Below are 21,224 nucleotides of genomic sequence, written 5' to 3'. Positions count from 1 at the left end.
CTCAGTCTTGGTTCGTGGCTGCGACGTAGAGGCCGACCTTCAGTGCGTCCTCACGCTTCTGCATCAGCCACACCTGGTCGAGGAGGAAGACTCCCAACGTCAGAAGAACAACGAAGAGAGCCGCAGCCACCCAACTTCCCGTTGTGGCCCCCCACAGGAAGCCCCAGGCTCCGCACGCCGCGAGCGCAAGCAGAACCACGACTACCGACGTCTGAGGCAAACGCGACGGTCCAAAGCGGATCAGTTGATCGACCTCACCTCGAACTCCTTGCCTCAGCCGACGGTCCTGCCGCCGCCCTCTCTCTGTTGCTTCGTTGAGTTGCGCGGCCACAGCCTTCACCGCGGCGACATCGAACAGGTGCACTCCAGTCTCGGTCATTGTTCTGTCTCCTCGTCACAACCTGGTTCGCTTTGTCCTGCCGGTTCTCGCAAACTTGTGTGCAGGCGGTCGATGAACTTGATCGACTTCTGCCTGTCCAGGCTCACTCTGTCGAGTTCGCGAGCCACCGCCTCGTAGCCTGTGATCGACTCCTTCTTCTCGATGAAGAGGCTGGAGTTCTCGGCCTCCACCCAGACCACAGGCTCGTACTTCGTGGACTTCAAGTGCCAGAACGGACCGGCGACGCCCGCGTGGGCCCCGACCTCGGCGGGCACGACGCGGATCTCGATGTTCTTCCAGTTCGCCATGAACATCAGGTGATGTATCTGGTCGGCATGTGCCGCAGGTCCGCCGACTTGAAGCTGGAGAGCGAACTCGTGGATGAAGAAGGTGCAGGCCAGCCGGTTGCCGAGCAGTGCCCTCAACTCGGACTGCGCATGCAAGCGATCCTCAAGCTCATCCGCCGGCGCAGTGGCGGACGCGACCAGCAGTTCACGCATGTAGGCGTCCGTCCGGAGGAAGATCGGCACCACATGCGGCTGCCAGCAGACCAGAGTCTTCGCCTTGGCGACGTGCGCGTGCGCAGTGCTCGGCCGGATCGGTGCGCACGCTCCGTGTTGCTGCCACCAGCCCTGAATTTGCCTCACTGGGAACAACGCGAGGAGGCGATCGCGCTCAGCGGCCTCGACCCTGCACACACCCAGCAACAACGCGACTTCGAGCTTGCTGACGCCACCCTTCCCGGTCAACACGTTCGAGACTTTGGCCTCGTCCCAGTCCAGCAGCTCGGCGACCTCGCGTGCGCTCAGGCCAGCGTTCGCGATCGCCTTTCGCATACCCTCACCGAATTCGCGACCACGTGCGGTCGAGAGCCTCTTTGGCATATCCGAGTTCCTTGCACTGGTAAGAAGATTTCGAGGGCGACCTACTTCAGTCCAATGAGGACGTTCGTAACCTGTGCCGCCGCGGCGAACTGGAGCAGGCGCGTGTTGTCGCCATCGCCGCCCCGACGGCGATGTGCACGTTGAGCAGCATCCGGCACGGCGCCGCCACCCTGCGCCAGAACGGTCCGCTGCGGCACTTCCTGCAGCAGCCGTTCTCATCCGGCTGATGCTCGTCGGCCAGCACCCGCAGCGCGGCCACCAGACCTGGAACGTCCTGCCGCATCACCGCCAGCGCAGATCCGGCATCACCATCGACGGCGACACGCGATACCCGCTCAAGGTGATCGTCGAGACTTTGACGAAGTCCCGCGAACAAGACCAGGTTGCTCATGGCCTCCAGCCTTTCGATGGCTAGCCGGCACGGCGGCGAGGCCGATTGACCGGCCGCAGCTGTTCGGTCGAGTGGTGCGTCGTGTCGTTCGATACGGCATGCGCGACGGCTTGGCGGAACATGAGCAGCCCTTGTGCGGCGGCGTTCGCGTCCTTGCAGTCCAGTGCGGAAGTGACCACCACCGCTGCCCTGGCGAGCACTGCGGCTTGCAACAGGGTCAGGTTCACGACAACCGGAACTGTGGCCTCAAGTGGTGTCATGCGTCGGAACCCGTCGATCCGATCGACCGGTGACACGGAGATCGATACCAGCGACGGTGCGCCGCCTGCGCGATGGACGCTCACGACGTCCATCAACCGCTGTGGCGACTACGGTGATCATCGCAGCGACGGTAATCTGTGTACTCATGTTCACCGGTCTCTCGTGGTTATGGACCTGCTACCGCGCAACCAACCATAACTTGTGTACACAGATTAAGGTTGTCGCCGATTGGGTGAATTGCGTGCACGTTCCGCAACCGGACACCCTGTGGAGGTGAACGACTCTGTGACGCAGCACCTGCAGTTGCCGCCGCCTGTGATGAAGGTCGTCCTCGGCAACCAGCTCGCTCGGCTGCGCGAAGCCGTCGGCGTGACCCAGGACGACATCGCAGCGGTGCTCGGCTGCACCCAGCAGAAGATCGCCCACATCGAAGCCGGAAGCGGGATCAAGTTGATCGAGCTGAATGCGCTGCTCGATCACGTCGGCGCCAACGAAGCCGACCGGGCGTATACGCGAGACCTGCAGGCAGAGAGCAACCGCCGCACCAAGCGCGGAGCGTTCAGCACGCGGTTTCGCCAGTATCTTCAGTTGCTGGTCGACATGGAGCCCAGCTGCAACCGGTACTTCTCGTACCAGGCCCTCATGATCCCCGGCTTGCTGCAGGCCGAGGAGTACATGCGGTCGAACGCCCGCGCGTGGCGGCCATCGTTGACGGTCGAGGAGATCGACCAGTCGACAGCCAATCGACTGGGACGACAGCAGGTGTTGGACAACCTCGACCAGCAGTTCTGGTTCATCATCGACGAGGCGGCGCTACGCCGAACCGAGGGTGGCCAGGTCACGAAGAAGCAGATCATGAAGCTGGTCGAGGCCATCGACCGGCCGAACGTCGAGCTGCAGGTCGTGCCGTTCGATGTCGGCTACTACATGGGCCAAGGGCATGACTACACGATCTTCGGCTATGACACGAAGCCCTTGGTTGACATCATTTACCTTGAGCAGCATGACGGCGGTGAGTACGTCGACAACAGCAAGCGCACGGCGCGGTACCTGACGCTCTGGGATTACCAGAAGGCCGTGGCCAGTGGGCCCGAACAGACCCGGCGCATGTTGCTCGACATCGCCGCGTCGTTGTAGCCGCTGGCGCGGCTGGAGATCGGGAGGAGTACGGCCACTGATGTACATCCAGGACACCCACAAGAGCCACCTCGACACCAACTTCGTCGACTGGCAGAAGTCGCCCCTCAGCGGCCCGCCGGACAACCAGTGTGTCGAGGTCTCCTTCACCTGCGACGCCGTCGGTCTCAGGGACAGCCGGAACCCGGACGGAGCCGTCCTGGTCTTCGACCACGGCGAGTGGGAGGCGTTCTGTGGCGGAGTAAGGCGGGGAAGCTTCCGACTGCCGCAGTAGAGCGACCGGGCGGCGAAAGACTCGCTGCCCGCATGTCGGCACCTGCAGCTCCTCGCCCACGATCGTCAACGCCCCCGAGGTTCGCGCCTGGTAGTTGTCCACCGTTGATCAAACCTCCAGACGCTGCGTTTGACTACCGTCCACGAACCGTCCGTTGCCCGTCCATGGCTCGACCAGCGTCGCGAAATGGCGGTGTCGGCTCCTACGCTCGGGCACGGTGAGACATCGTCAAGTCGACCGAAGGGACATGAGGTGGGATCACGTCGGACGTCTGCCCCCAAGCACCCGCCGAACACCCGGTTGACCTGGCAACGCCTCCAGCGTGGGTGGAGTCGCGAGGAGCTGGTGGAGCAGATCAAGCGGAGCATGAAGCAGTGCGACGAGGCGGGGCCGGGCCTCAACGCGGATGTCGTTCGGCGATGGGAAACCGGGGACCGCAAGCCTGAGCCGCGGTACCGGAAGCACCTCGTGTTGGTCTTCGGAATGCTCGCCGACGAACTCGGTCTGCTGTCCGAGGAGGAGTCGGCGATGTGTCCGACGCACCGACCTGGCCCGAGTGCAGCGACCTACATACCCATGAGCGAGCAGCTCGTCGATGCGGTGGCGGAGAAGGTGATCCTGGTGCTGCTGGGCGGCAAACCCGAGTTTGGCCGACACGTGTTCCTGAAGGGGCTGCTCGGTTTGAGCTTGGGTGCGTTGCTGTCGAACGGACTCGCGATTCCCGACGGCGTCGATGCTCTGGCCAAGGAACAGCGGACTCGGCTGGACCCGCAGTCAATCGAGGCGTACTCCGCGATCACCGCCTCGCACCGTGAGCTCTACTGGACCACCCCGGCATCGGATCTCTTGCAGTCCGTCGCTGCGCACGTTCAGCTCGGCGCCGGCATGCTCGAGTCGGTGTCGGACGTCGATGGACCGTTGCCTAGGCGACTGGCCGCCGCTGTGGCGGAGTCTTCCCTTCTCGCCTCACGTCTCAACTTCTTCGATCTGAACCGTGCCGATGCCGCAGGACCGTTCTTTCAGCTGGCAGAGGACGCCGCCTTTGCGTCACAAGATCACGCTCTGGCGGTCGCGGTGCTGGCCCATCGAGCGTTCGTCCCTGGCTTCGCCGGGCAGGAACAACCTGCGCGCGGCTTTCTCAAGGCCGCGCATGCGCACGCGCGCTACGGCACCGGGCCGTTGTTGCGCTCGTGGCTGCACTGCGTTGATGCCGAGGTATCCGCCCGCACCGGCCAGCCGAAAGCGAGCCTTGCACGTATTCGCTCGGCCGAGGACGCGCTGACGACGGCCGGAACCGATCCGGTCTGGCTCGACTACTTCGATGCTTCTCGACTCGACGGTTTTGCCGGCAACGCATTGCTGTTGGCGGGCCAGAACCGCGGTGCCGCATGCAGGCTGGAACAGGCGGTCGACACCCTCGCCGAGACCGCCGGCAAGCAACAAGCCGTCCTACTGTTCGACCTCGCTGCAGCGCAGGCGCCACTCGACGCTGACCGAGCGCTCGCCACGGCGCAGCAGGCGTGCGACGTGGTCGGCCGTACCCACTACGCCACCGCGCTCCAGCGTGTACCCGAGTTGCGTGCCGCCCTGAGCACAGCGCACCACGTCGAACTGCTGGACGAGCAGGTCCGCGCGCTGGCCAGCGTGGGCGAGAGAGCCTGACTCAGCTGTGGTCGGCGTTATGAGCCGCCACCCGAGCAGGCAACTCGGCCAAGCTGTCGAGGAGGAACAGGCACCGCTCTTCGACTTCGGGCTTGCGGAGGATGTGTCCCCATGGCCCACGGCGGACGAGAGCCGTTGCGATGCCAGCGTCCTGAGCCGGACTGATGTCGTTGTCCAGCCGGTCTCCGACGTACAGCACCGAACTCGCGGGAACGCCGGCCTCTTCGACCACCCGATCGAAGAACTCCGGTGACGGCTTTTCGACTCCCCAGCCGTCGGATGTGCCGATCACGTCGACCGGCAACTCGAGTGCCTTGAGAATCTGTTCTGCCCGTGCGGTCTGGTTTCCGGCGAGACCGACGCGCAGGCCGGAACTCTGAAGGGCCTGGAAGCAGGGCCTCGCATCGCTGTACAGGTTCTCCTCGGAAAAGCTCTCCGGCTGCCCTGCTGCAGCCCTGAGTTCGCGTTCTACAGCGAGGTCGAACCCCGGCCTGAACACCTGGAAGGTCTCGCGGTAGTCCTTCCCTTGGGCGATCACGGCGCCGAACACGGCGGAGAACGTGTGGCGCGGAACTCCGAGCCAGTCTGCCCAGGTTCCGTATTCGCGGGTCTCGTCGATCAGTACCTCGCCGACGTCGAAGAAGACCGCTTCGATCCTTGCCACCCGGAGTTCCTCCCCCGCACGATGTGCTGCTCTCCCCCCATGGTGCCGGACGACAGTGCACGGCGTTCGGGAGGGCACACCGGATGGTGGATGGACGGGCCGTGGACGGTATCTAGTCACGATCTTGGGGTGTTGACTTTCTGCCTCGGGAGAACCACGTGCTGTGACGGAAGGAGGGATGTGCCGAACATCCGATGCGTCCGGCCACGTTGGTCGTGGTCGCCGAGGTTCGCGATTGTCGATGCTGGAGATGGCACGTCAGATTCGTTCGCGGGATTCATTCAGCCGGTGGATGCCGGGCATGCGGCGGCGGTGTGACGCATGGGCGCGATACGGAACGTCATAGCTGTGATCGTCGCAGCGGACAGCCGACTCGGGCGGGCTGCTCGAGCGGTCGATGACGTCGCTGCGCATCTGCCAGCTCCAGAGACGCCCCATACATGTCCGCTTTGCTCTGTTCAACCCTGGCCCTGCGCGCAGTTCGGCGACGCAGCGCAGCGCGCGCAAGCCATCGGACTGCGGCTTGACGATCTCGTACCTCCGGACCTACACGAGCGTCTCCGGCATTTGACCCACCGACCACCACCCCAGGCTCGGGACGGGTGGTTCGACCAGAAGCGACGCGATGGTTGACCGACACGCCCAGATCGAACCGGCGCAAACGGTTGCTGAGAGTAATCTCACGGATACGACTTGCCGCCCTCGAACGCACCGCGAGGGCGTCCCCTCTCACCGTCCGCACCGCACCAGGACAAGGAAGCCCTTAGTGACCGACAGGACGACTCACGAAGACACGGCTAGCGAGGTTGCGAACTCGGATCGCGCCGCGCAACTTCGGAAGCAGGTGGTCGATGACCTCATCGCCGAGGGCACGATCGTCTCGGGACCGGTTGAAGAGGCGATGCGCAAGGTCCGCCGGGAGTTGTTCGCTCCAGGCGGGGACCTGGACGAGATTTACCACTGCTACAACGGCTTCGTCACCAAGCGGGACGCGGAGGGGAACGCGACCAGTTCCATCTCCGCGCCGCAGGTCCAGGCGCACATGTTGGAGCAAGCGGAAATCACCACCGGCATGAGGATCCTGGAGATCGGCTCGGGCGGCTACAACGCCGCGCTGCTGGCCGAGCTCGTCGGTCCGTCCGGTCAGGTCACCACGGTCGACATCGACAAAGACGTGACCGACCGCGCCGAGCGCCAGCTCGCGGAAGCCGGCTACTCGCAGGTGAATGTCGTCCTCGTCGACGCCGAGGGTGGTGTGCCCGAGTACGCGCCCTACGACCGGATCTTGGTCACGGTGGGTACGTGGGATATCCCGCCTGCCTGGATCGCGCAGCTGGCCGAGGGTGGTCGCCTGCTGGTTCCGTTGCAGGTAAGGGGTCTGTCACGCACGCTCGCGTTTGAGCGTGCCGATGGTTTCCTGATCAGCAGGTCGTCGCGGTTGTTCGGCTTCGTGCCGATGCAGGGCGCCGGAGCACACCAGGGCAAGCAGTTGGTGATGCGCGGGGGCGAGGTCACCTTGCGCTTCGACGACGAGTTCCCTGTCGACGCGACCGCGCTGCAGGGTCTGTTCGACACGCCGCGGGTGGAGGTCTGGAGCGGGGCGACCATCGGGCGGTTCGAGTTGTGGGCCGACGCGCACATGTGGCTGGCGTCGGCACTGCCCGGTTTCTGCCGCGTCGTGCTGGATCGCAAGCTCGATTCCGGTGTGATCACCCCACCGGGGCGGCAGTCAGGGGCGTCGGCCGTCGTTGCCGGCGGCAGCTTCGCCTACGTGACGACCCGTCGCGCCGACGAGGAGAACCTCGAGTGGGGCGTGCACGCCTTCGGCCCCGACGCCGACGATCTCGGCGAGGAAGTAGCCGAACTGCTCCGGATCTGGGGCAGGGAGCACCGAGGTGGACCCGGCCCGCAGTTCCGCGTCTACCCGGTTGGCACCCCCGACGACCAGTTGTCCGAGGGACGTGTCATCGACAAGAAGCACAGCCGGGTCACGATCTCCTGGCCGCAGGCGGCGATCACCGCAGCAGGTCAGGGTGCCCTGCAACACCCAACCGAGTGAGGAGAGTGGCCTAGATGTCGGAGGTTCAGTTTTCGGGCGGCGCGACCGCGCTGGCCGAACGGCCAGCCGAGGACGACGAGTTCGCATTGGATGTGCGGGTCGTCGTGGCCTACGGCCCGGTCATGGGGGACTGCCCCACTGACGATGGCTGCGGCAACACCTGCGAGGGCGACGCCAGTAGCTGCGGTTCGTTCGCAGACGACCCGTCCTGACGGCTGCTGCTGCTGCCGGTGCCACTGTGCACCGGCAGCAGCAGGGGTCCGGTAAGAGCTCCGAGGGGGAGACACGACGTGGCCGCCACATCTGCATCACCGGTATATCGATGGTCCGGCGTGGCACTACTACGTGCCAGCACTGATCCAGGCGGACTGGACCTGCCCACGACCCTGGACTTGCCCGGCGAGGACGCCGCGAAGCAATGCCAGACGTGGTTGTCGCAGGTGTGGCAGCGCGAGGATGTTCGCGCCGCGGTTGTCCATGCCAGCCCCGCCTTGTCCCGGCAGATTGACGACCTGCTGTCCGCCCCGAGCCGCGATGCTCGGACGATGCACCGCGCCGTGCTCTCGCTGGCGTCCTATCTGGTGCGGTGGCAACAGCGCCCCACCCCGTTCGGTCTGTTCGCAGGGGTCGGCATGGCCCGGATCGGGACCGGGGCCAAGGTTCAGTGGGGCCGCGAGCACTCAGTCGCAGTCCGAGCGGACGCAAGCTGGCTCGGCGACATTCTCACCCGCTTGCACCGATGCCAAGGGCTACTGGACCGGCTGCCCGTGGTCGTCAACGACGCCGGAACCGTGCGAGGTGACCGATTCGCAGCACCAGGGTCACCACCGGTCGGAGCTGCCACAACGTTGGCCCCCGTCGAGGTGTCCGTGCGCCACAGCCGCCCGGTTCGCGCCGCACTGGAAGCCGCCCGTGCACCTATACCTTTCGCCGCGCTGCGCGCTGTGCTCCTGAGCCAGTTCGCCACTGCCAGTGAGCACCAGATCGACCGCGTGCTTCGCGGTTTGCTCGACGAAGGACTACTGATCAGCAGCCTGTGGGCGCCGATGACGGGTCTGGACGCGCTCGGCCACGCCTGCGCGGTGTTGAAGGCCGCCGACGCCCTCACCATCGCCGAGATCAGGGGCACGGTGCACGAACTGACCGCGATTCACCGGGACCTGTCCACCGGCGGATCAGCTGTGGCGCCGACGTCGGCTGTGGCCGATCGGATGAGGGCGTTGAGCACCGCCGCGAAGGTGCCACTGGTCGTCGACACGATCTTGGATTGTGACGTTCTGATCCCCGAACAGGTGGCTCAGGAAGCCTCCGATGCCGTCCGCGTCCTGCTTCGCCTTTCCCCGTACGCGTTCGGATATCCAGCGTGGCGCGACTACCACACACGGTTTCGTTCCCGTTACGGAACCGGCGCGCTCGTGCCGGTGCTGGAGCTGGTCGCCGACAGCGGGCTCGGCCTTCCGGCCGAGTATCTCGGCTCCGCACACGGGCGTGCGGCGCGCAAGGTGAGTGAACGCGACGAGAAGCTCCTGGCATTGATCCAGCGGGCCATAATGGACGGTAGCGGTGAGATCGTGCTGACCGATCAGGTGATCGAGGACCTGACGGCCGGCGACCGTGCGGATCTGGTGCACCTTCCGCCTCGTGTCGAAGTGGCCGTGGAAGTTCGGGCGGAGTCCGTCGAGGCGCTGGCGCGCGGGCGTTTCGGGTTGGCGATGACCGGAACACCCAGGCCTGGCAGCAGCATGGCCGGTCGCCACGCCTACCTGCTGCCCGACGAAGGCCGGGAGATTCTCGCGGGTACCTACACCGCGGCCGGGCCCGGCACGATTGCCGCCCAACTGTCCTTTGCCCCGCGCCGGCGCCGCAATGAGAACGTGGCCCGCACCGGGCAGCTGCTGCCGCACGTGATCCCCGTGGCCGAACACCGCGGAACGGACGAGCACCTGATCCCGTTGGCGGGCCTCGCGATCACCACGGACGAGAGCCGGTTCCACCTCATCGAGTTGTCCACCGGTCGTCGGGTCGAGCCGCGGGTCACCCACGCCCTGGAGGCTGGGGTTCAGACGCCGCCGTTGGCGAGGTTCCTCGCCGAGATCACCACCGCACGGTCCGCGGTCTACAAGGCGTTCCATTTCGGCGCCGCTGCCCAACTCCCGTACCTTCCGCGGATTCGATACCGGCGAACCATTCTGTCCCCGGCACGGTGGCTGCTCGCCTCTGGTGATCTTCCGGGCCATGACGCCTCGATGGCCGAGTGGCAGGCTGGGCTGGATTCTTGGCGGGCCAGGTGGCGCGTACCCGAGCGCGTCGCGCTGGTTGACCACGACCGACGGCAACCGGTGGACCTCGGTCACCCACTTCACCGGCTTCTGCTGCGCACCCGCCTGGAGCGCGCCGACCGCCTCGAACTCCGCGAAACGTCGGCACCCAAGGACCTCGCCTGGTTGGGCCGCGCTCATGAGGTGCTCATGCCCCTGGTTCTGGACGCGCCCTCGCCCGAAGTCCCCTCGTTCGTCGCGAGTGTGGCCCGCGCCGTCACTCGGACCGCGGGCCACCTTCCTGGGAATTCCACGGTCCTCTGTGCACAGATCTACGGGCATCCGGCACGCTTCGACGAGATTCTGATCGAGCGTGTGCCGGGCCTGATCGACGCCTTCGGCGATCAAGCGCCGCCCTGGTGGTTCCGCCGGCATCGCGAGATGCGCCGCCCCGAAGTCGACCAGTACCTCGCCGTATACCTGCGTCTGTCCGACGCATCCGCGTATGGCTCGGCCGCCGAACGGGTCGCCACGTGGGCGGACAGCCTGCACCGAGACCGACTGCTTTCACATCTCACTCTCGCCACCCACGAACCCCAGACCGGCCGCTACGGCCACGGTTCCGCGCTGGACCGCGCACAGGACGTCTTCGCCACCGACTCGGTCGCAGCACTCGCCCAGATCAGCGCTGCGGTCAAAACCGGGGGCCATCCACAGGCCCTCGCCGCCGCCAGCATGGTCGACCTCACCGTGCGCTTCGCGCGAACAACCCACGACGGACTGGGCTGGCTGATCAGTGAACTTCGGCAAGAGCACGGACGGGTCGATCCGGCACTGCGCAACCAGGCACTGGAGCTGGCTGATCCGGACGGCGCGTGGACGACATTGCGTTCTCTACCCGGCGGAGAACACGTCGTGGCCGCGTGGCAGGCGCGCGCCGAGGCGCTGACCGCCTATCGGGAAGACTTGGTGCAACAGCGAAACCCTCTGTCCGTCCTGGGATCACTGCTGCACCTGCACCACATTCGCGCAGTCGGCGTCGACCCGGCCATCGAACGGGTCACAGGCCGGCTCGCGCGGGCATGCGTTTTGCGCCACACCGCACGCCGCGGAGCACATTGAGTTGGCCGCCCTGACGAACCCCGCAGCCACCCTCGCGGAAGCGGCCGAGCGCTACGCCGAGCAACTCGCGCTGCCGGGGCCGCCTCCCGAGAACGAGCCCTGGGTAGCTCAGTCCCTCACGAGAGGCGCTGCCGGGATCGCGCTGCTGCACATCGAACGCGCTCACGCCGGGACAGGGACGTGGCAGCAAGCCCATCGCTGGATCGTGAACGCGGTGGCCGGTCAGGTCAGCGCCACGAACACCACCGGCCTGTACCTGGGCGCACCGGCGGTCACGCTCATGCTCGACGCGGCGGCAGCGGGCGCCACCAGCCGCTACCGCGAGGCCCTCGCGGACGTCGATGTGCACGTGGCCGCGCTTGCGCACCGGCGAGTCGAGTCCGCGATGGCACGTATCAGCGCAGGCGAACTTCCTGGGTTCCGCGAGTATGACGTGTTTTTCGGCTTGAGCGGGCTCGGTGCGCTGCTGCTGCGCCGCGATCCCGGCGGCAGCGCGATGCAGCGAGTGCTGGACTACCTCGTAGCGCTGACTCTGCCACTGCAGATCGACAGCCACGCACTGCCTGGGTGGTGGGTGGGTCACGATCCGCACCGCCGGTCCTCTAGCGCCTACCGCGACGGCCACGGAAACCTGGGCGCAGCACACGGGGTCGGCGGCCCTCTGGCGTTGCTGAGCCAGGCGATGCGGCGCGGGGTCACCGTGGACGGGCACCACGAGGCGATCGCCACGATCTGCGGATGGCTCGATGCCTGGCAACAGGACGGCGAGGCCGGACCGTGGTGGCCGGAATGGATCACCCTGGCCGACCTGCGCAGCGGTCACCCCAGCCAGCCTGGCCCGGCTCGCCCCAGTTGGTGCTACGGCACGCCGGGGATCGCCCGTGCCGGGCAATTAGCCGGAATCGCAACCAACGACGTGCGTCTCCAGCAGGAGTACGAACAAGCACTGGTCCGGTGCCTCGACGACCCCGCACAGCAGGCCCGAATCACCGACCCTGGGTTGTGCCACGGCTGGGCCGGGATCTATCAGACCGTGTGGCGGGCCACCCAGGACAGCCGAACCCCGGCGCTCACCGACCACCTGCCGCGTCTGGCCGAGAACCTGATCCCTTACACGCGATCCATCGCTAAGGCCGGAACAGGGCTTCTTGAGGGTGAGACAGGAACCGCCCTGGCCCTGCACACCGCTGCGCACAATGTCGCGCCGATCTCCGGATGGGACGCATGTCTGCTGATCGACTAGCTCCGCAAGCCTCGACACAAGCCGCCGGTGCGACGGACGAGTCGGCTGTCGTACGCACCACCGAACGCGCCGTGCTCACCGTGTTGACCGGGACACCGCTGGCCGAGGCCGCCCGCGCCGAGACCCTCGACTCGGCGGATCTCGCAGAGGCCGCCGAGGTCTACCGGCGCGCCGGACAGCACGCCCTCGAACAACAGATCGCCTCCGGCTGGTGGCAGCTCTACATCCAGTTCACCGACTGGCACGACGCGGAACGCGCCGTCGCCGATCACCTCGCACCCCTACTCCACAGTGCCGAAGACGAGGGCGTGATCACCGCGTGGTGGTTCATGCGCAAACACCCTTGTTGGCGACTGCGCCTGCAACCAGGATCGGCCGGGCGCACCATGAGACACCGCTTCGGTACGGCGCTCGACGACCTCACGGCCAACGGCCAGATCACCGGGTGGCGGCCAGGCATCTACGAGGCTGAGACCATGGCGTTCGGTGGCCAGGTGGGCATGGATCTCGCCCACGAACTGTTCTGCGCCGACAGCCGCGCCGTCGTAAATCTCCTCCGGGACGGCGGAATCGGGCTCGGCCGCCGCGAGCTGTCCCTTCTGCTGTGCACCACCCTGATGCGCGCCGCCGGGCTGGAGTGGTACGAGCAAGGCGACGTCTGGCACCGAGTCGCACAGGAACGGCACCTCCCCGCTGACGTCCCGGTCTCGAAGGTGACCGCGATGGCCGGCGACCTCAAACAGTTGATGCTCGCCGACGTCTCGCCGGACGGACCGCTACTGGGCACGAACGGCCCCCTGGCCTCCGCCGCCGAGTGGGCGGACGCCTTCCGTCAGGCCGGCCGAACCCTGGGGTCCGCCGCTCGCAGAGGAACGCTGCGGCGCGGACTGCGCGAGGTCGTGAGCTATCTGGTGATCTTTCACTGGAACCGCCTGGGACTACCCGCCAGGACGCAGAGCATCCTCGCCTGGGCGGCTCGCTCCGCCATCCTGGACACCCCCGCAGCGACCGCCGGTCCAGCGGCTTCACCACCTGCGGGCTCGGCACAACAGGTGACTCTCACCGCAGCAGCCGAAGCCGCCGCGGATTTGGCGATGAGGAGGTTCCCGCTGGTACTTCAGGGCCGTCGGCGCTGCGCCGACCTGGAAGCACGGGTGCGCGAAGTACGCCAGTTCGCCGATACCTGCCAGAACCCCGCCGAACCCGAGGACCGGATCGACAGAGCCTGTTCAGTCTGGAACCTGGCAGCATTGATCGCCGCCGACTGCGGTTTGCCCGACCTAGCGGTCGAACTGTGCGAGCGGCAGTTTCAGATCTTCCACGCCGCCTGGCCCGTATCCGGTCGCACGGCCATCGCCTCGCTCCAGCCACTGGTCAACCTCGCCCGCCTCACCAGCCGGGCAGGCGACCCCGAAGGCGCCTACCGTGCCCTTCACGCGATCGACCAAGCCGCCCGCCACGGCGGCAACGCCACGATCCACGGCACGTCGATCCCCTTCGACGAGTTCATCGCCACCGACGGCGATCGATCCGAACTCGATCGCTGGCTTCAGGTACTGCTGCGCGAGGACGGCACCCGAGCTCTGGCCGCCGCGGGCAAATGGACAGAAGCCACAGAACACGCGGAACAACACGACGAAGCCGAAGAGATGCTCCGTGAATCCCGCCAGACGCGCGTCATCGCGTACGCCTCCAACGGACGTGTCGACGACGCACTAAGGCTCATCGACAGCAGCGTGATGACCGAGCCGCACGAGTACGCACTGGCGGCTTGTCTTCGCAGCTATGCGCATCTGAAGGACGGACGCTTGAGCGTCGACGACGTTGCCGCCACGCTCGCCGCGGTCAGGCTCGCCCGAAAGCCCACCGACAGGTCAACAACGCTGTTCTGCATTCGTCTCGGCCTCACCGCGCTGGACCTTTGTATGGCGGCGCAGCAAGTCGAAACGGACCCCCTGTGCGCCGAGCTGATCGAGGACGCCGAACGTTCCACCGATGCCTACGCCGCCCGTGAACTACTGAACCACGCGACATGCCGCACGAGAATGACAGCAGGCCAGGCCGGAACGTTGCAGGGCCTGATGGACCGAGCTGGCCTCGACGCCGGATCAATCCCGAAGTCACTGCTGGGTGTCCTCATGGCCTCCGTCGAGACCGCCGGAACCGTGCTGGCACAGACTTTGAGCGCACCAACACCTTCCTCCGCGGCGTCAGGGTTCTCGCGATCATGACCGCTGTGTCGGTGATGCTTCGGTCATGGTCAGGAGGGCAGTGTGCCGGTGCTGAGCTTGCGCGGAACTGCTCGGTGCTGGACACCGCCCCGAGCTGTCGTGTCAGCGGGTGGCGTGCGGGCCGTGGTCGCCGCTTTGGGCGTCGAACCAGGCGTGCAGGGCGTTGCGAAGGTCGGTGCCTGTCGTGGTGTAGGTGACGCGTGCTCCGTCACGGGTGTTCTCGTAGTCGATGGTGATTCGTCCGTCGTGGGCGCGGAGCGTTTCCAGGCCGGGCATCTCGTTGCCGTGGATACGGGCGGGATCGGTGAAGTCGCCGCGCCGGAAGCGGTCGGCCTCCGCGGTCAGGTGTTGCTGGATCAGAGTGATCTGGGTGGTGTCCTGCGGGTCGTCGGCGATGACGGTCTGCACGCCGCCGGTGTCGGTCTTGGTGAACTGGTGGGTGGTGCGCTCCAGGTCGAACGGCATGACCGACGCGCCCCGTTCGGCGACATCGGTCTGCCGGTCGGACGGTGCCGGTGTCGATGGACGGTGCTCTTCTCCAACCGCAACCGGCGAGCCAGCTCCACCTGACGGATCCGTCCCTCTCGGGCGACTTCCACCATGGCGTGTGCCTCCGAGACCGGAAGCGGCTGTCCGCATGGCGTGCGGTCGGGCTGATGGAGGCCGAAGTTGCGGACGAACCGCATCAGGGCTTCCTGCGCCGCGTCCGTCTCCCCGCTCTGCATGGTTCGACCGTACAACCAGATGGTTCGACGATGCAACCAGTGAGGCCACCGCGGTCGACCGTGTCGTCGAGCACGGTGGCCTGTTCAGGTGATCAGCAACGCCGTCACCTAACGACAAGCGGACTTGACGCAGGCGGCGACGCGGTCGGGGTCGATCTTGTTCCGTTCCAGGAGCCGGCGCACGCCGTCGTTCTCCAGCAGGCAGAGCAGGAACGCGCAGCCGTCCAGATCGCGGCCCGGCCGCGGACGGGGGTCGATCACCAGCGGAGGCGCCTGGTCACCTCGCGACCAGACGGCGAAAGTGCGGAGCTCCTCGCGTGTGAACGCCGTGCCGCGCAGATCCGCGCCTCTCGCACGGACCAGCACCCGGTACACCCCCGGCTCCGCGGTGGGAATCGAGACAGCGAACATCCCAGGTTCCTGCCCGGACAGTGGCATGACCGCCTGACCTCCGCTGGGACCGGTCACTACGGCACTCACGGCCGCGGAGGACAACGGGATCCCGCTGTCCGTCAGCGTCGCCGTCAGGTGTGCTGGGGTGCCGGGCAGCCGGGAGCCCTGGCTCAGCGCCGCGCCGAGCCGCAGTGCGCTGCGGGCCTGAACCGACAACGTGAACGGCACGCCGTGCGCCTTGATCCCCGTCACGATCCGCTCGAACAGCTGCCCGCCGCGTTTGCGGTCAGCGAGGCGCTTGCGCAGTTCGGTGATCCACTTGCTGAGCTGGCGGTCGTCGACGGACAGCACCGCCTGCCACTCCCCCGCCTGACCTGCCACGCGCAGCACGCGGTAGGCCTCGCCGACGACCTCCACCGGACTCGCGGTGGAGCCGTCCGGTGCGATGAGCTCCACGCGCAGAGCCCCTGCGGTCTCACCGAGCACCAGCACGTCCGCGCGGATGTCGGCGGCGGTGAGCAGGAACGGGACGACGACCTTGCCGCCGACCGGGACGAAGCCGTCGGGGTCGACCACGATGGCGGCGTTCGTCGCTCCGGCCAGCACCTGGGCGAAGTACTTCTGCAGCAGGAGCTGGTCGTCCACGCCGGGGTTGCCGGTGAGCAGGAGGTAGCCGCCGGTGCCGTTGGCGATGTCGGCCAGGGCGCCGGGGTTGAGCTGGTCGGCGGTTCCGAGGCCGATGGCGAAGACGCGGCTGTGCACGGAGGACGCGGCGGCGGCGATGGTCTTGTCGGCCGTTTCGTGGCCGTCGGTGAACACCACGGTGGCGGTGTGGTCGTAGTCCATCGTGATCGGTGCAAGCTGGGCGGCGGCGCTCTCCAGGCCGTCGCCGATGGCGGTGAGGCCGGCGGGGTTGGTAAGCGTTCCGGTGATCGCGGTGGAAGCGGCGAGCCTGCCTGTTCCGCCGATCATGGGACCGGCATCGTCGACCGGGGCGGCTTCGGCTGCGTCGGTGTCGAAGCGGACGACGCCGATGCCGTCGTTGTCATCGAGCAGCGTGACGAACAGCGGCGCGGAGCTGTGCAGCACATCCATACGGGTCTTGCCAAGCAGGCCCGAGGGGAGACTCATGCTGCCGGACTGATCCAGGACCAGCGACGTGCCGACGGTCGGGTTCGGCACGACGGTCGCGGTCACCGGGACCGCGAACACGTCGCCTGTCTCGGTGATGGTGACGGTCAGCGTGCCGGAATCCGCAGAGCCCGCAGTGCCCGGCGTGTAGAGCACCCAGACCAGCAGGTCGGTGGCCTCGAAGCCGTTGGGGTGCGGCGAGGTGACCGAGGCGGACAGGACGGTGAACGGGGCGGTCACCGACGCGGTGGCGGTCACCTCGGTACAGCCGCGGACACGCAGCCGCAACGCGCGGGCGGTCGGCAGGTGCTCGATGACGTCGAGGAACCGGATCGGGTCGCCGGCCACGGGCGAGAGCTGTTCCACGGTCAGCGGGAGGGTGTCGTAGCAGGGCGGGCGCACCACGGACGGGTGGCGGCAGTTCTTGCTCTCGACGGCGGGCGATGCGCCGACCCACGGGTCGAGCGGCGAGCCGAACTGGACGGTGCCGTTCCAGGGCTGCATCGGGTCCAGGATGCTGCCGGGTCCGGTGGTGTTCGACTGGTCGCCGTACACCTGGTCCGGATCGAGCCGCCAGTCCTGCCCCGGCTGCGCCTGCCACATCGCGAACAACCGGTCCACGTTGCTGTGCAACAGGAACACGAACGGATCCTCGAATGCCTGGTGCTGGCCACCGATGTCGCCGCCGACGTAACCGTGCGCGGTGCCGTGCCACCCCTCCAGCTCGTTCCGGAACGCTTCCCACTGCTGGGCTTGGGCCAGGGCGTCGGCGCTGCCGATGATCGACGCGTCGGAGTTGATCTCCGGTGCTCCGGCGCCTGCGTTGCGCTGGACGGATTGCGGTGGATCGGCCGGGTTTCCGGTCTGTTCGCGGCTGCCCGCGAGCACGCCACCGTTGTGCAGCGCGGCGAGCGGTCCGTCGACCATTCCGTTCATCGTGCCGTAGAGGGTGCTGGAGGAGAGGTCGACGGTGCCGCCCTGACCGTCGGAGGCGGCGCGCGGGTCCTGGGTCCAGTCCCAGTAGTGCAGGGCGACATCAGGGTTCGACTGCTGCAGCAGCGCCTCGAACCGGTTGCAGAGCTCGCGGTGCCACGGCAGGAAGGAGTTGCCGCCGTGGTTGTGGGTCGACTGGTGGATCTCGTCCTGCTTGTCCCAGTAGGACACTCCTCCGGGGAAGGCGTGCAGGTCGGCCTGCAGCAGCGCGTCGATGAACGCCTGCCGCTCGGCTGGCGTGAGGTGGGCGATATTTCGTCTGACCGGTCCAGCCATCGTGGGCCCCCTTTGTGCGGATAACTCGCGGAGGGCGGGTGGCGCGCGCAAATACACCACACAGCACGGTATTTGCGCCTCGAATGGGTGAGTTCTGCCGCTGAAAGCGAGGAAAGGCCGGAACCTAGTCGTCGAGGCCCAGGGTGAGGGTCGTTCCGTCGGCGAAGCCGATCTCGACCCGCAGCGGACCCGCGGTGCCGGGCACGGCGTTCAGGCCACGGGGCGTTCCTCCGCACCAACCTCGAATGTCGCCCGCCGGACCTGCCACGTCGATACGAGTGATACCAACGGGTTGACGTCGGTGTGCGGCGCTGAGTGCCGGCGGTCCTTCTGGCCAATGGATGAGGCACGGCAACCATCGCCGGTCGAAGTTCGCACCGAAGCCCGCGAGCGCGTATGGCGGGAAACCGGGGCCTTCAGCGGACACCTCGAGCACGGACATGTCGTTCGTGGCGGCGAGCTCGCGCAGGCGCCGCTCGTCCTCCATCAACACCAGCCACGCCATCGGGACCAACGCTGCCGATGAGTGTGTGGCGAGAGCTTCCTTGTCGAAGTCGAGCAGTGGCGGGGATCCTGGCGAGAGAGGCTCACCGTTCGGGTAGTGGATCTCCAGCAGTCCCTGCCCCAGTGGTACGACGAGGTTGGACAGTCCGAGGCCCGGAATGACTCGGCCGCGGGCGATACCCAGTCCGGCCTGGCTGAGCACCTCCTCGGCATCGGCTTTGGTCCGGGCGGCCAGTACCACGTGATCGATCTCCATCGGTCCCCTTCCGCGAGATCGTCTATGCGCATCGGACCGCATACGCTAACGGTTATGAAATTGATTTTCAATACCGGCTTCGCGGCCTCTGGGCGCAGTCAGCAGCGCGGCCGTAAGTCGTTTGATGGCCACAGGCTCAGTCGTTGGAGCAGGCCGGTCGGCGGCAACACGGCGACTCCGCCGACGAGGAGCAGGACCACAGCAGTGGCACTACGGCTTTCCCGCAAGCTACGGAGTTCCATCAGATGAACCAGAGCCAGCAGATCATCAACATGCGGTTCGTGCTGGCCGTCCTCGGGCGCGACGGCGCGTTCATCAGGGCACACGAGCTTCATCGGCGGATCCACGACCTTGGTCGACCGATAGGAATGTCCACTGTGTACCGCGCGCTCAGGGACCTGGTGAAGCGGGAACTCGTCGATGTGATGGTCGGCGAGCACAGCCAGCGGTGGTACCGCCGCTGCTCCAGCCGACCGCACCACCACCTCGTCTGCTCGATGTGCCACTCAACGGTCGAGATCCCTGCTCACTCGTCACCTCTGCCGGCTTGGGTCACCGAGGAGGCAACGGGTTTCACCGATGTGGTCGTGCGCGTGACCATCACCGGGACCTGTGCCGAGTGCACGTAGTCCAGGTGGCCGCGCAGGCATGGAACGGGGCAGAAGCCTCTATCGACCGTGACGGACCGTGGCTTGGCCGATGCTGTGCGTGTTGATTGCGCTCCTTCCTGCCCCACGTTCTGCCTCGATGTGCGCTCCGTCATGGCCTCCTGAACGGAAAACTGGTAGCCAGAGGAAACGCATCGCTGCCGCAGAACGACCAACTGAGCGTGCGGAACACCGTCGCGACGTTCCGCCGATCGGAGTGGTCACCATGTTTCGAGCCGGACGGTTCCTGGCGGTGTTCGTCGCCGGACTGCTCCTGCTGGGCACGGCGCCTGCCGTCGCTCAGCCCGTGGTGTCGCTCGGCGGGATCATGGTCAACTACCTGGAGCTCAGGAGACAGGCCCAGCTGACGCACAAGAAGGTCTCGGCAGCCGAGTCCACACACGCCGAATTGTTGGCGGCCGCCACCAGCGCCTCAGAGGTCGAGCGCGCGGCAGACGCGGAGTGGCGGAATCAGGCTGTTCGATTCAACCAAGCGATCACGAATGCTGTGCAGGGCTTCACAGCCGAGCTTCTGCACGTGAGCGGTACGAGCGATCGCGAAGAGGTGGTCGCACCCGATTTGGTTACGGAGAGCAGCCGAAGCCTTGAGGCCGCAGGCACGGCGCGTAACGCGGCACGTAGCAAGTCCGACGCCGCGGACAAGGCAGTTGAGGATGCCGCCGCAGACCTGCGGCGCCGGCGCGACGAACTGGCGAAGCGGCTCACAGAAGTGCGCACAGCGCTCGACTGGATGACTCCCGATCAGAGAGACATGCTCGGATTGGAAGCGGCGAACCGCCCAGAGCTGGCCGTTTCCGGTGGTGCTGCGAGGTCGGGAAGTTCAAGGGTGTTCGCTCCGACGCGGGGCGTTGTCACATCGAACTTCGGGCCGCGTTGGGGCGCGATGCACGACGGTCTCGACATCGCCAACCGCATCGGCACGCCCGTTGTGTCCGTGATGGACGGTGTCGTGGCGGAAGCGGGGCCGGCCAGCGGTTTCGGGCTGTGGGTGAAGATCGTGCACACCGACAGGACGACGGCGATCTACGGACATATCAACAGTTATTCGGTACGTGCTGGGCAGCGAGTGGTCCGAGATGCCGGACGGCTCCGCGAGAACGCGCACGGCGAAGGCGATCAGTGCCGCCTCGCGTGGATCGACGGCGGTGCCCTGGCGGGCGAGGACGATATCGCTGTCGCTGACTCCGTTCGCACGGGCAGCCTCGGTGTGCGCTGCCAAGCAGGTGCCGCAACCGATCCACTCCTGCGCTGCGAGGGAGATCTTCTCGCTGAGAGCGCGCGGCAGCTTGACGCGCTTGAGCGCTCGCGAGAAGTCCAGGTAACCCTGCAGCAGTGCGGGTGAATGAGCCATCGTGCTCACCATGTCGCCGGCCGAACCATGTCGCGTGATGATGTCGGTGAGCAGTTCGCGAGACTTCTCTGGGGCGTCCGCTGGGGCGAGGGCGGGGATTCGTCGCATGTGGAACTCCTGAAGCGGGTGGGTTGCCGCCCGCCTTGGCGAGGCGGGCGGCAACCGAGGTGGATCATTCAGACGTTGGCCGACTCGCGCTCGGCGGCCGGGGCAGCCGCTCGGCTGCCGCGCAACGTCCCAGCAGCGATGAGCGCACCCACGATCGCGATGCCGGCGGCACCGATGAACGCGGCGGACACACCGGTGGTCAGGGCGTTGGCGTCACCGAGCTGACCGGCGCCGTACGAGGCGGCCAGCGCGGT

19 protein-coding genes and 3 pseudogenes are annotated in these 21,224 nt (G+C 66.7%); 10 read left to right on the top strand and 12 right to left on the bottom strand.

Going from position 1 to position 21,224, the window contains the following annotated elements:
• Position 1 precedes the first annotated feature (1 nt).
• The 4 genes from IG04_RS0131455 to IG04_RS0131435 are packed head-to-tail and all read right to left on the bottom strand — an operon-like array spanning position 2 to position 1,998.
• Positions 2–379 carry a hypothetical protein gene (locus IG04_RS0131455; protein WP_030480370.1) on the bottom strand — a complete coding sequence of 126 codons (378 nt, stop codon included), beginning with the start codon at positions 377–379 and terminating at the stop codon, positions 2–4.
• Entirely contained in the window at positions 376–1,263 is an 888-nt protein-coding gene (locus IG04_RS0131450; protein ID WP_169746022.1) for a helix-turn-helix domain-containing protein, read from the bottom strand. The genes IG04_RS0131455 and IG04_RS0131450 overlap by 4 nt, the downstream gene beginning before the upstream one ends.
• Before the next feature lie 46 nt (positions 1,264–1,309).
• Positions 1,310–1,654: a hypothetical protein gene (locus IG04_RS47345; protein WP_159460521.1), complete on the bottom strand. Its 345-nt coding sequence runs from the start codon at positions 1,652–1,654 to the stop codon at positions 1,310–1,312.
• 20 nt (positions 1,655–1,674) lie between these two features.
• Positions 1,675–1,998, bottom strand: coding sequence for a hypothetical protein (locus IG04_RS0131435; RefSeq protein WP_143028092.1), 324 nt, complete (start codon positions 1,996–1,998; stop codon positions 1,675–1,677).
• Positions 1,999–2,188: 190 nt separating this feature from the next.
• Between IG04_RS0131435 and IG04_RS0131430 the strand changes: the two genes are divergently transcribed.
• From IG04_RS0131430 to IG04_RS0131420, 3 genes are all read left to right on the top strand, one after another.
• Positions 2,189–3,052 (top strand): helix-turn-helix domain-containing protein, encoded by an 864-nt coding sequence (locus IG04_RS0131430; RefSeq protein ID WP_245816713.1) that lies wholly within the window; start codon positions 2,189–2,191, stop codon positions 3,050–3,052.
• Between the two features lie 40 nt (positions 3,053–3,092).
• Entirely contained in the window at positions 3,093–3,326 is a 234-nt protein-coding gene (locus IG04_RS43105) for a DUF397 domain-containing protein (protein WP_036016373.1), read from the top strand.
• Positions 3,327–3,671: 345 nt separating this feature from the next.
• The gene (locus IG04_RS0131420; protein WP_051771057.1) at positions 3,672–4,988 is read left to right on the top strand and encodes an NsdA family TPR-like regulatory protein; all 1,317 of its coding nucleotides are present in this window, start codon (positions 3,672–3,674) and stop codon (positions 4,986–4,988) included.
• A gap of 1 nt (position 4,989) precedes the next feature.
• On the opposite strand, the gene IG04_RS0131415 is transcribed toward IG04_RS0131420, so the two are convergent.
• Together IG04_RS0131415 and IG04_RS46765 are read right to left on the bottom strand one after the other, a co-directional pair.
• A complete protein-coding gene (locus IG04_RS0131415; protein ID WP_030480363.1) occupies positions 4,990–5,652 on the bottom strand; it encodes an HAD family hydrolase in 663 nt (220 codons plus the stop codon).
• 258 nt (positions 5,653–5,910) lie between these two features.
• The gene (locus IG04_RS46765) at positions 5,911–6,066 is read right to left on the bottom strand and encodes a hypothetical protein (protein ID WP_157513030.1); all 156 of its coding nucleotides are present in this window, start codon (positions 6,064–6,066) and stop codon (positions 5,911–5,913) included.
• 211 nt (positions 6,067–6,277) lie between these two features.
• Here IG04_RS46765 and fxlM point away from each other — a divergent pair, with 211 nt between their 5' ends.
• The 4 genes from fxlM (at position 6,278) to IG04_RS0131395 (ending at position 12,334) form a co-directional block, all read left to right on the top strand.
• Complete coding sequence (fxlM, locus tag IG04_RS0131410) at positions 6,278–7,711, top strand: methyltransferase, FxLD system (RefSeq protein WP_084402169.1); 1,434 nt, start codon at positions 6,278–6,280, stop codon at positions 7,709–7,711.
• A 14-nt stretch (positions 7,712–7,725) separates the two neighbouring features.
• A complete protein-coding gene (locus IG04_RS0131405) occupies positions 7,726–7,923 on the top strand; it encodes an FxLD family lanthipeptide (protein ID WP_030480361.1) in 198 nt (65 codons plus the stop codon).
• Between the two features lie 180 nt (positions 7,924–8,103).
• A complete protein-coding gene (locus IG04_RS0131400) occupies positions 8,104–11,091 on the top strand; it encodes a lantibiotic dehydratase (protein WP_211257846.1) in 2,988 nt (995 codons plus the stop codon).
• A 1-nt stretch (position 11,092) separates the two neighbouring features.
• Positions 11,093–12,334, top strand: a complete 1,242-nt coding sequence (locus IG04_RS0131395) for a lanthionine synthetase C family protein (RefSeq protein ID WP_051771055.1) — start codon at positions 11,093–11,095, stop codon at positions 12,332–12,334.
• Here IG04_RS0131395 and IG04_RS48340 read toward each other — a convergent pair.
• Complete coding sequence (locus IG04_RS48340; RefSeq protein WP_245816726.1) at positions 12,331–12,606, bottom strand: hypothetical protein; 276 nt, start codon at positions 12,604–12,606, stop codon at positions 12,331–12,333. The genes IG04_RS0131395 and IG04_RS48340 overlap by 4 nt on opposite strands.
• Between IG04_RS48340 and IG04_RS44780 the strand changes: the two genes are divergently transcribed.
• Positions 12,532–14,565, top strand: a complete 2,034-nt coding sequence (locus IG04_RS44780) for a thiopeptide-type bacteriocin biosynthesis protein (protein ID WP_245816723.1) — start codon at positions 12,532–12,534, stop codon at positions 14,563–14,565. The genes IG04_RS48340 and IG04_RS44780 overlap by 75 nt on opposite strands.
• 102 nt (positions 14,566–14,667) lie before the next feature.
• Here the strand turns inward: IG04_RS44780 and IG04_RS0131385 are convergent, their stop codons facing one another.
• From IG04_RS0131385 to IG04_RS0131375, 3 genes are all read right to left on the bottom strand, one after another.
• Entirely contained in the window at positions 14,668–15,030 is a 363-nt protein-coding gene (locus IG04_RS0131385; RefSeq protein ID WP_051771054.1) for a hypothetical protein, read from the bottom strand.
• A 368-nt stretch (positions 15,031–15,398) separates the two neighbouring features.
• Complete coding sequence (locus tag IG04_RS0131380; RefSeq protein ID WP_030480356.1) at positions 15,399–18,083, bottom strand: tyrosinase family protein; 2,685 nt, start codon at positions 18,081–18,083, stop codon at positions 15,399–15,401.
• A 124-nt stretch (positions 18,084–18,207) separates the two neighbouring features.
• Positions 18,208–18,843 carry a VOC family protein gene (locus IG04_RS0131375; RefSeq protein WP_030480355.1) on the bottom strand — a complete coding sequence of 212 codons (636 nt, stop codon included), beginning with the start codon at positions 18,841–18,843 and terminating at the stop codon, positions 18,208–18,210.
• A 245-nt stretch (positions 18,844–19,088) separates the two neighbouring features.
• Here IG04_RS0131375 and IG04_RS0131370 point away from each other — a divergent pair, with 245 nt between their 5' ends.
• Together IG04_RS0131370 and IG04_RS48820 are read left to right on the top strand one after the other, a co-directional pair.
• Positions 19,089–19,472 (top strand): Fur family transcriptional regulator, encoded by a 384-nt coding sequence (locus IG04_RS0131370; RefSeq protein WP_051771108.1) that lies wholly within the window; start codon positions 19,089–19,091, stop codon positions 19,470–19,472.
• 70 nt (positions 19,473–19,542) lie between these two features.
• A pseudogene (locus tag IG04_RS48820) lies at positions 19,543–20,526 on the top strand (M23 family metallopeptidase); the annotation flags it as partial.
• Positions 20,527–20,688: 162 nt separating this feature from the next.
• Here IG04_RS48820 and IG04_RS48330 read toward each other — a convergent pair.
• Together IG04_RS48330 and IG04_RS47340 are read right to left on the bottom strand one after the other, a co-directional pair.
• Positions 20,689–20,862: pseudogene (locus tag IG04_RS48330) on the bottom strand (carboxymuconolactone decarboxylase family protein); the annotation flags it as partial.
• A gap of 176 nt (positions 20,863–21,038) precedes the next feature.
• A pseudogene (locus IG04_RS47340) lies at positions 21,039–21,224 on the bottom strand (MFS transporter); the annotation flags it as partial.

Origin of the sequence: Lentzea albidocapillata (genome assembly GCF_000719115.1) — a bacterium.
Classification (GTDB): Bacteria; Actinomycetota; Actinomycetes; order Mycobacteriales; family Pseudonocardiaceae; genus Lentzea; species Lentzea albidocapillata.
Note: the sequence above shows the minus strand (reverse complement) of the source record. Positions and strands in the feature narration are given on the sequence as shown.

Excerpts from the sequence above, each read along its gene's own strand:
- IG04_RS47345 (WP_159460521.1), bottom strand. The coding sequence starts at position 1,654 with ATGAGCAACCTGGTCTTGTTCGCGGGACTTCGTCAAAGTCTCGACGAT.
- IG04_RS0131380 (WP_030480356.1), bottom strand. The coding sequence starts at position 18,083 with ATGGCTGGACCGGTCAGACGAAATATCGCCCACCTCACGCCAGCCGAG.
- IG04_RS0131405 (WP_030480361.1), top strand. The coding sequence starts at position 7,726 with ATGTCGGAGGTTCAGTTTTCGGGCGGCGCGACCGCGCTGGCCGAACGG.
- fxlM (WP_084402169.1), top strand. The coding sequence starts at position 6,278 with ATGGTTGACCGACACGCCCAGATCGAACCGGCGCAAACGGTTGCTGAG.
- IG04_RS0131455 (WP_030480370.1), bottom strand. The coding sequence starts at position 379 with ATGACCGAGACTGGAGTGCACCTGTTCGATGTCGCCGCGGTGAAGGCT.
- IG04_RS0131370 (WP_051771108.1), top strand. The coding sequence starts at position 19,089 with ATGAACCAGAGCCAGCAGATCATCAACATGCGGTTCGTGCTGGCCGTC.
- IG04_RS0131450 (WP_169746022.1), bottom strand. The coding sequence starts at position 1,263 with ATGCCAAAGAGGCTCTCGACCGCACGTGGTCGCGAATTCGGTGAGGGT.
- IG04_RS46765 (WP_157513030.1), bottom strand. The coding sequence starts at position 6,066 with ATGCGCAGCGACGTCATCGACCGCTCGAGCAGCCCGCCCGAGTCGGCT.
- IG04_RS0131385 (WP_051771054.1), bottom strand. The coding sequence starts at position 15,030 with ATGCCGTTCGACCTGGAGCGCACCACCCACCAGTTCACCAAGACCGAC.
- IG04_RS0131375 (WP_030480355.1), bottom strand. The coding sequence starts at position 18,843 with ATGGAGATCGATCACGTGGTACTGGCCGCCCGGACCAAAGCCGATGCC.
- IG04_RS43105 (WP_036016373.1), top strand. The coding sequence starts at position 3,093 with ATGTACATCCAGGACACCCACAAGAGCCACCTCGACACCAACTTCGTC.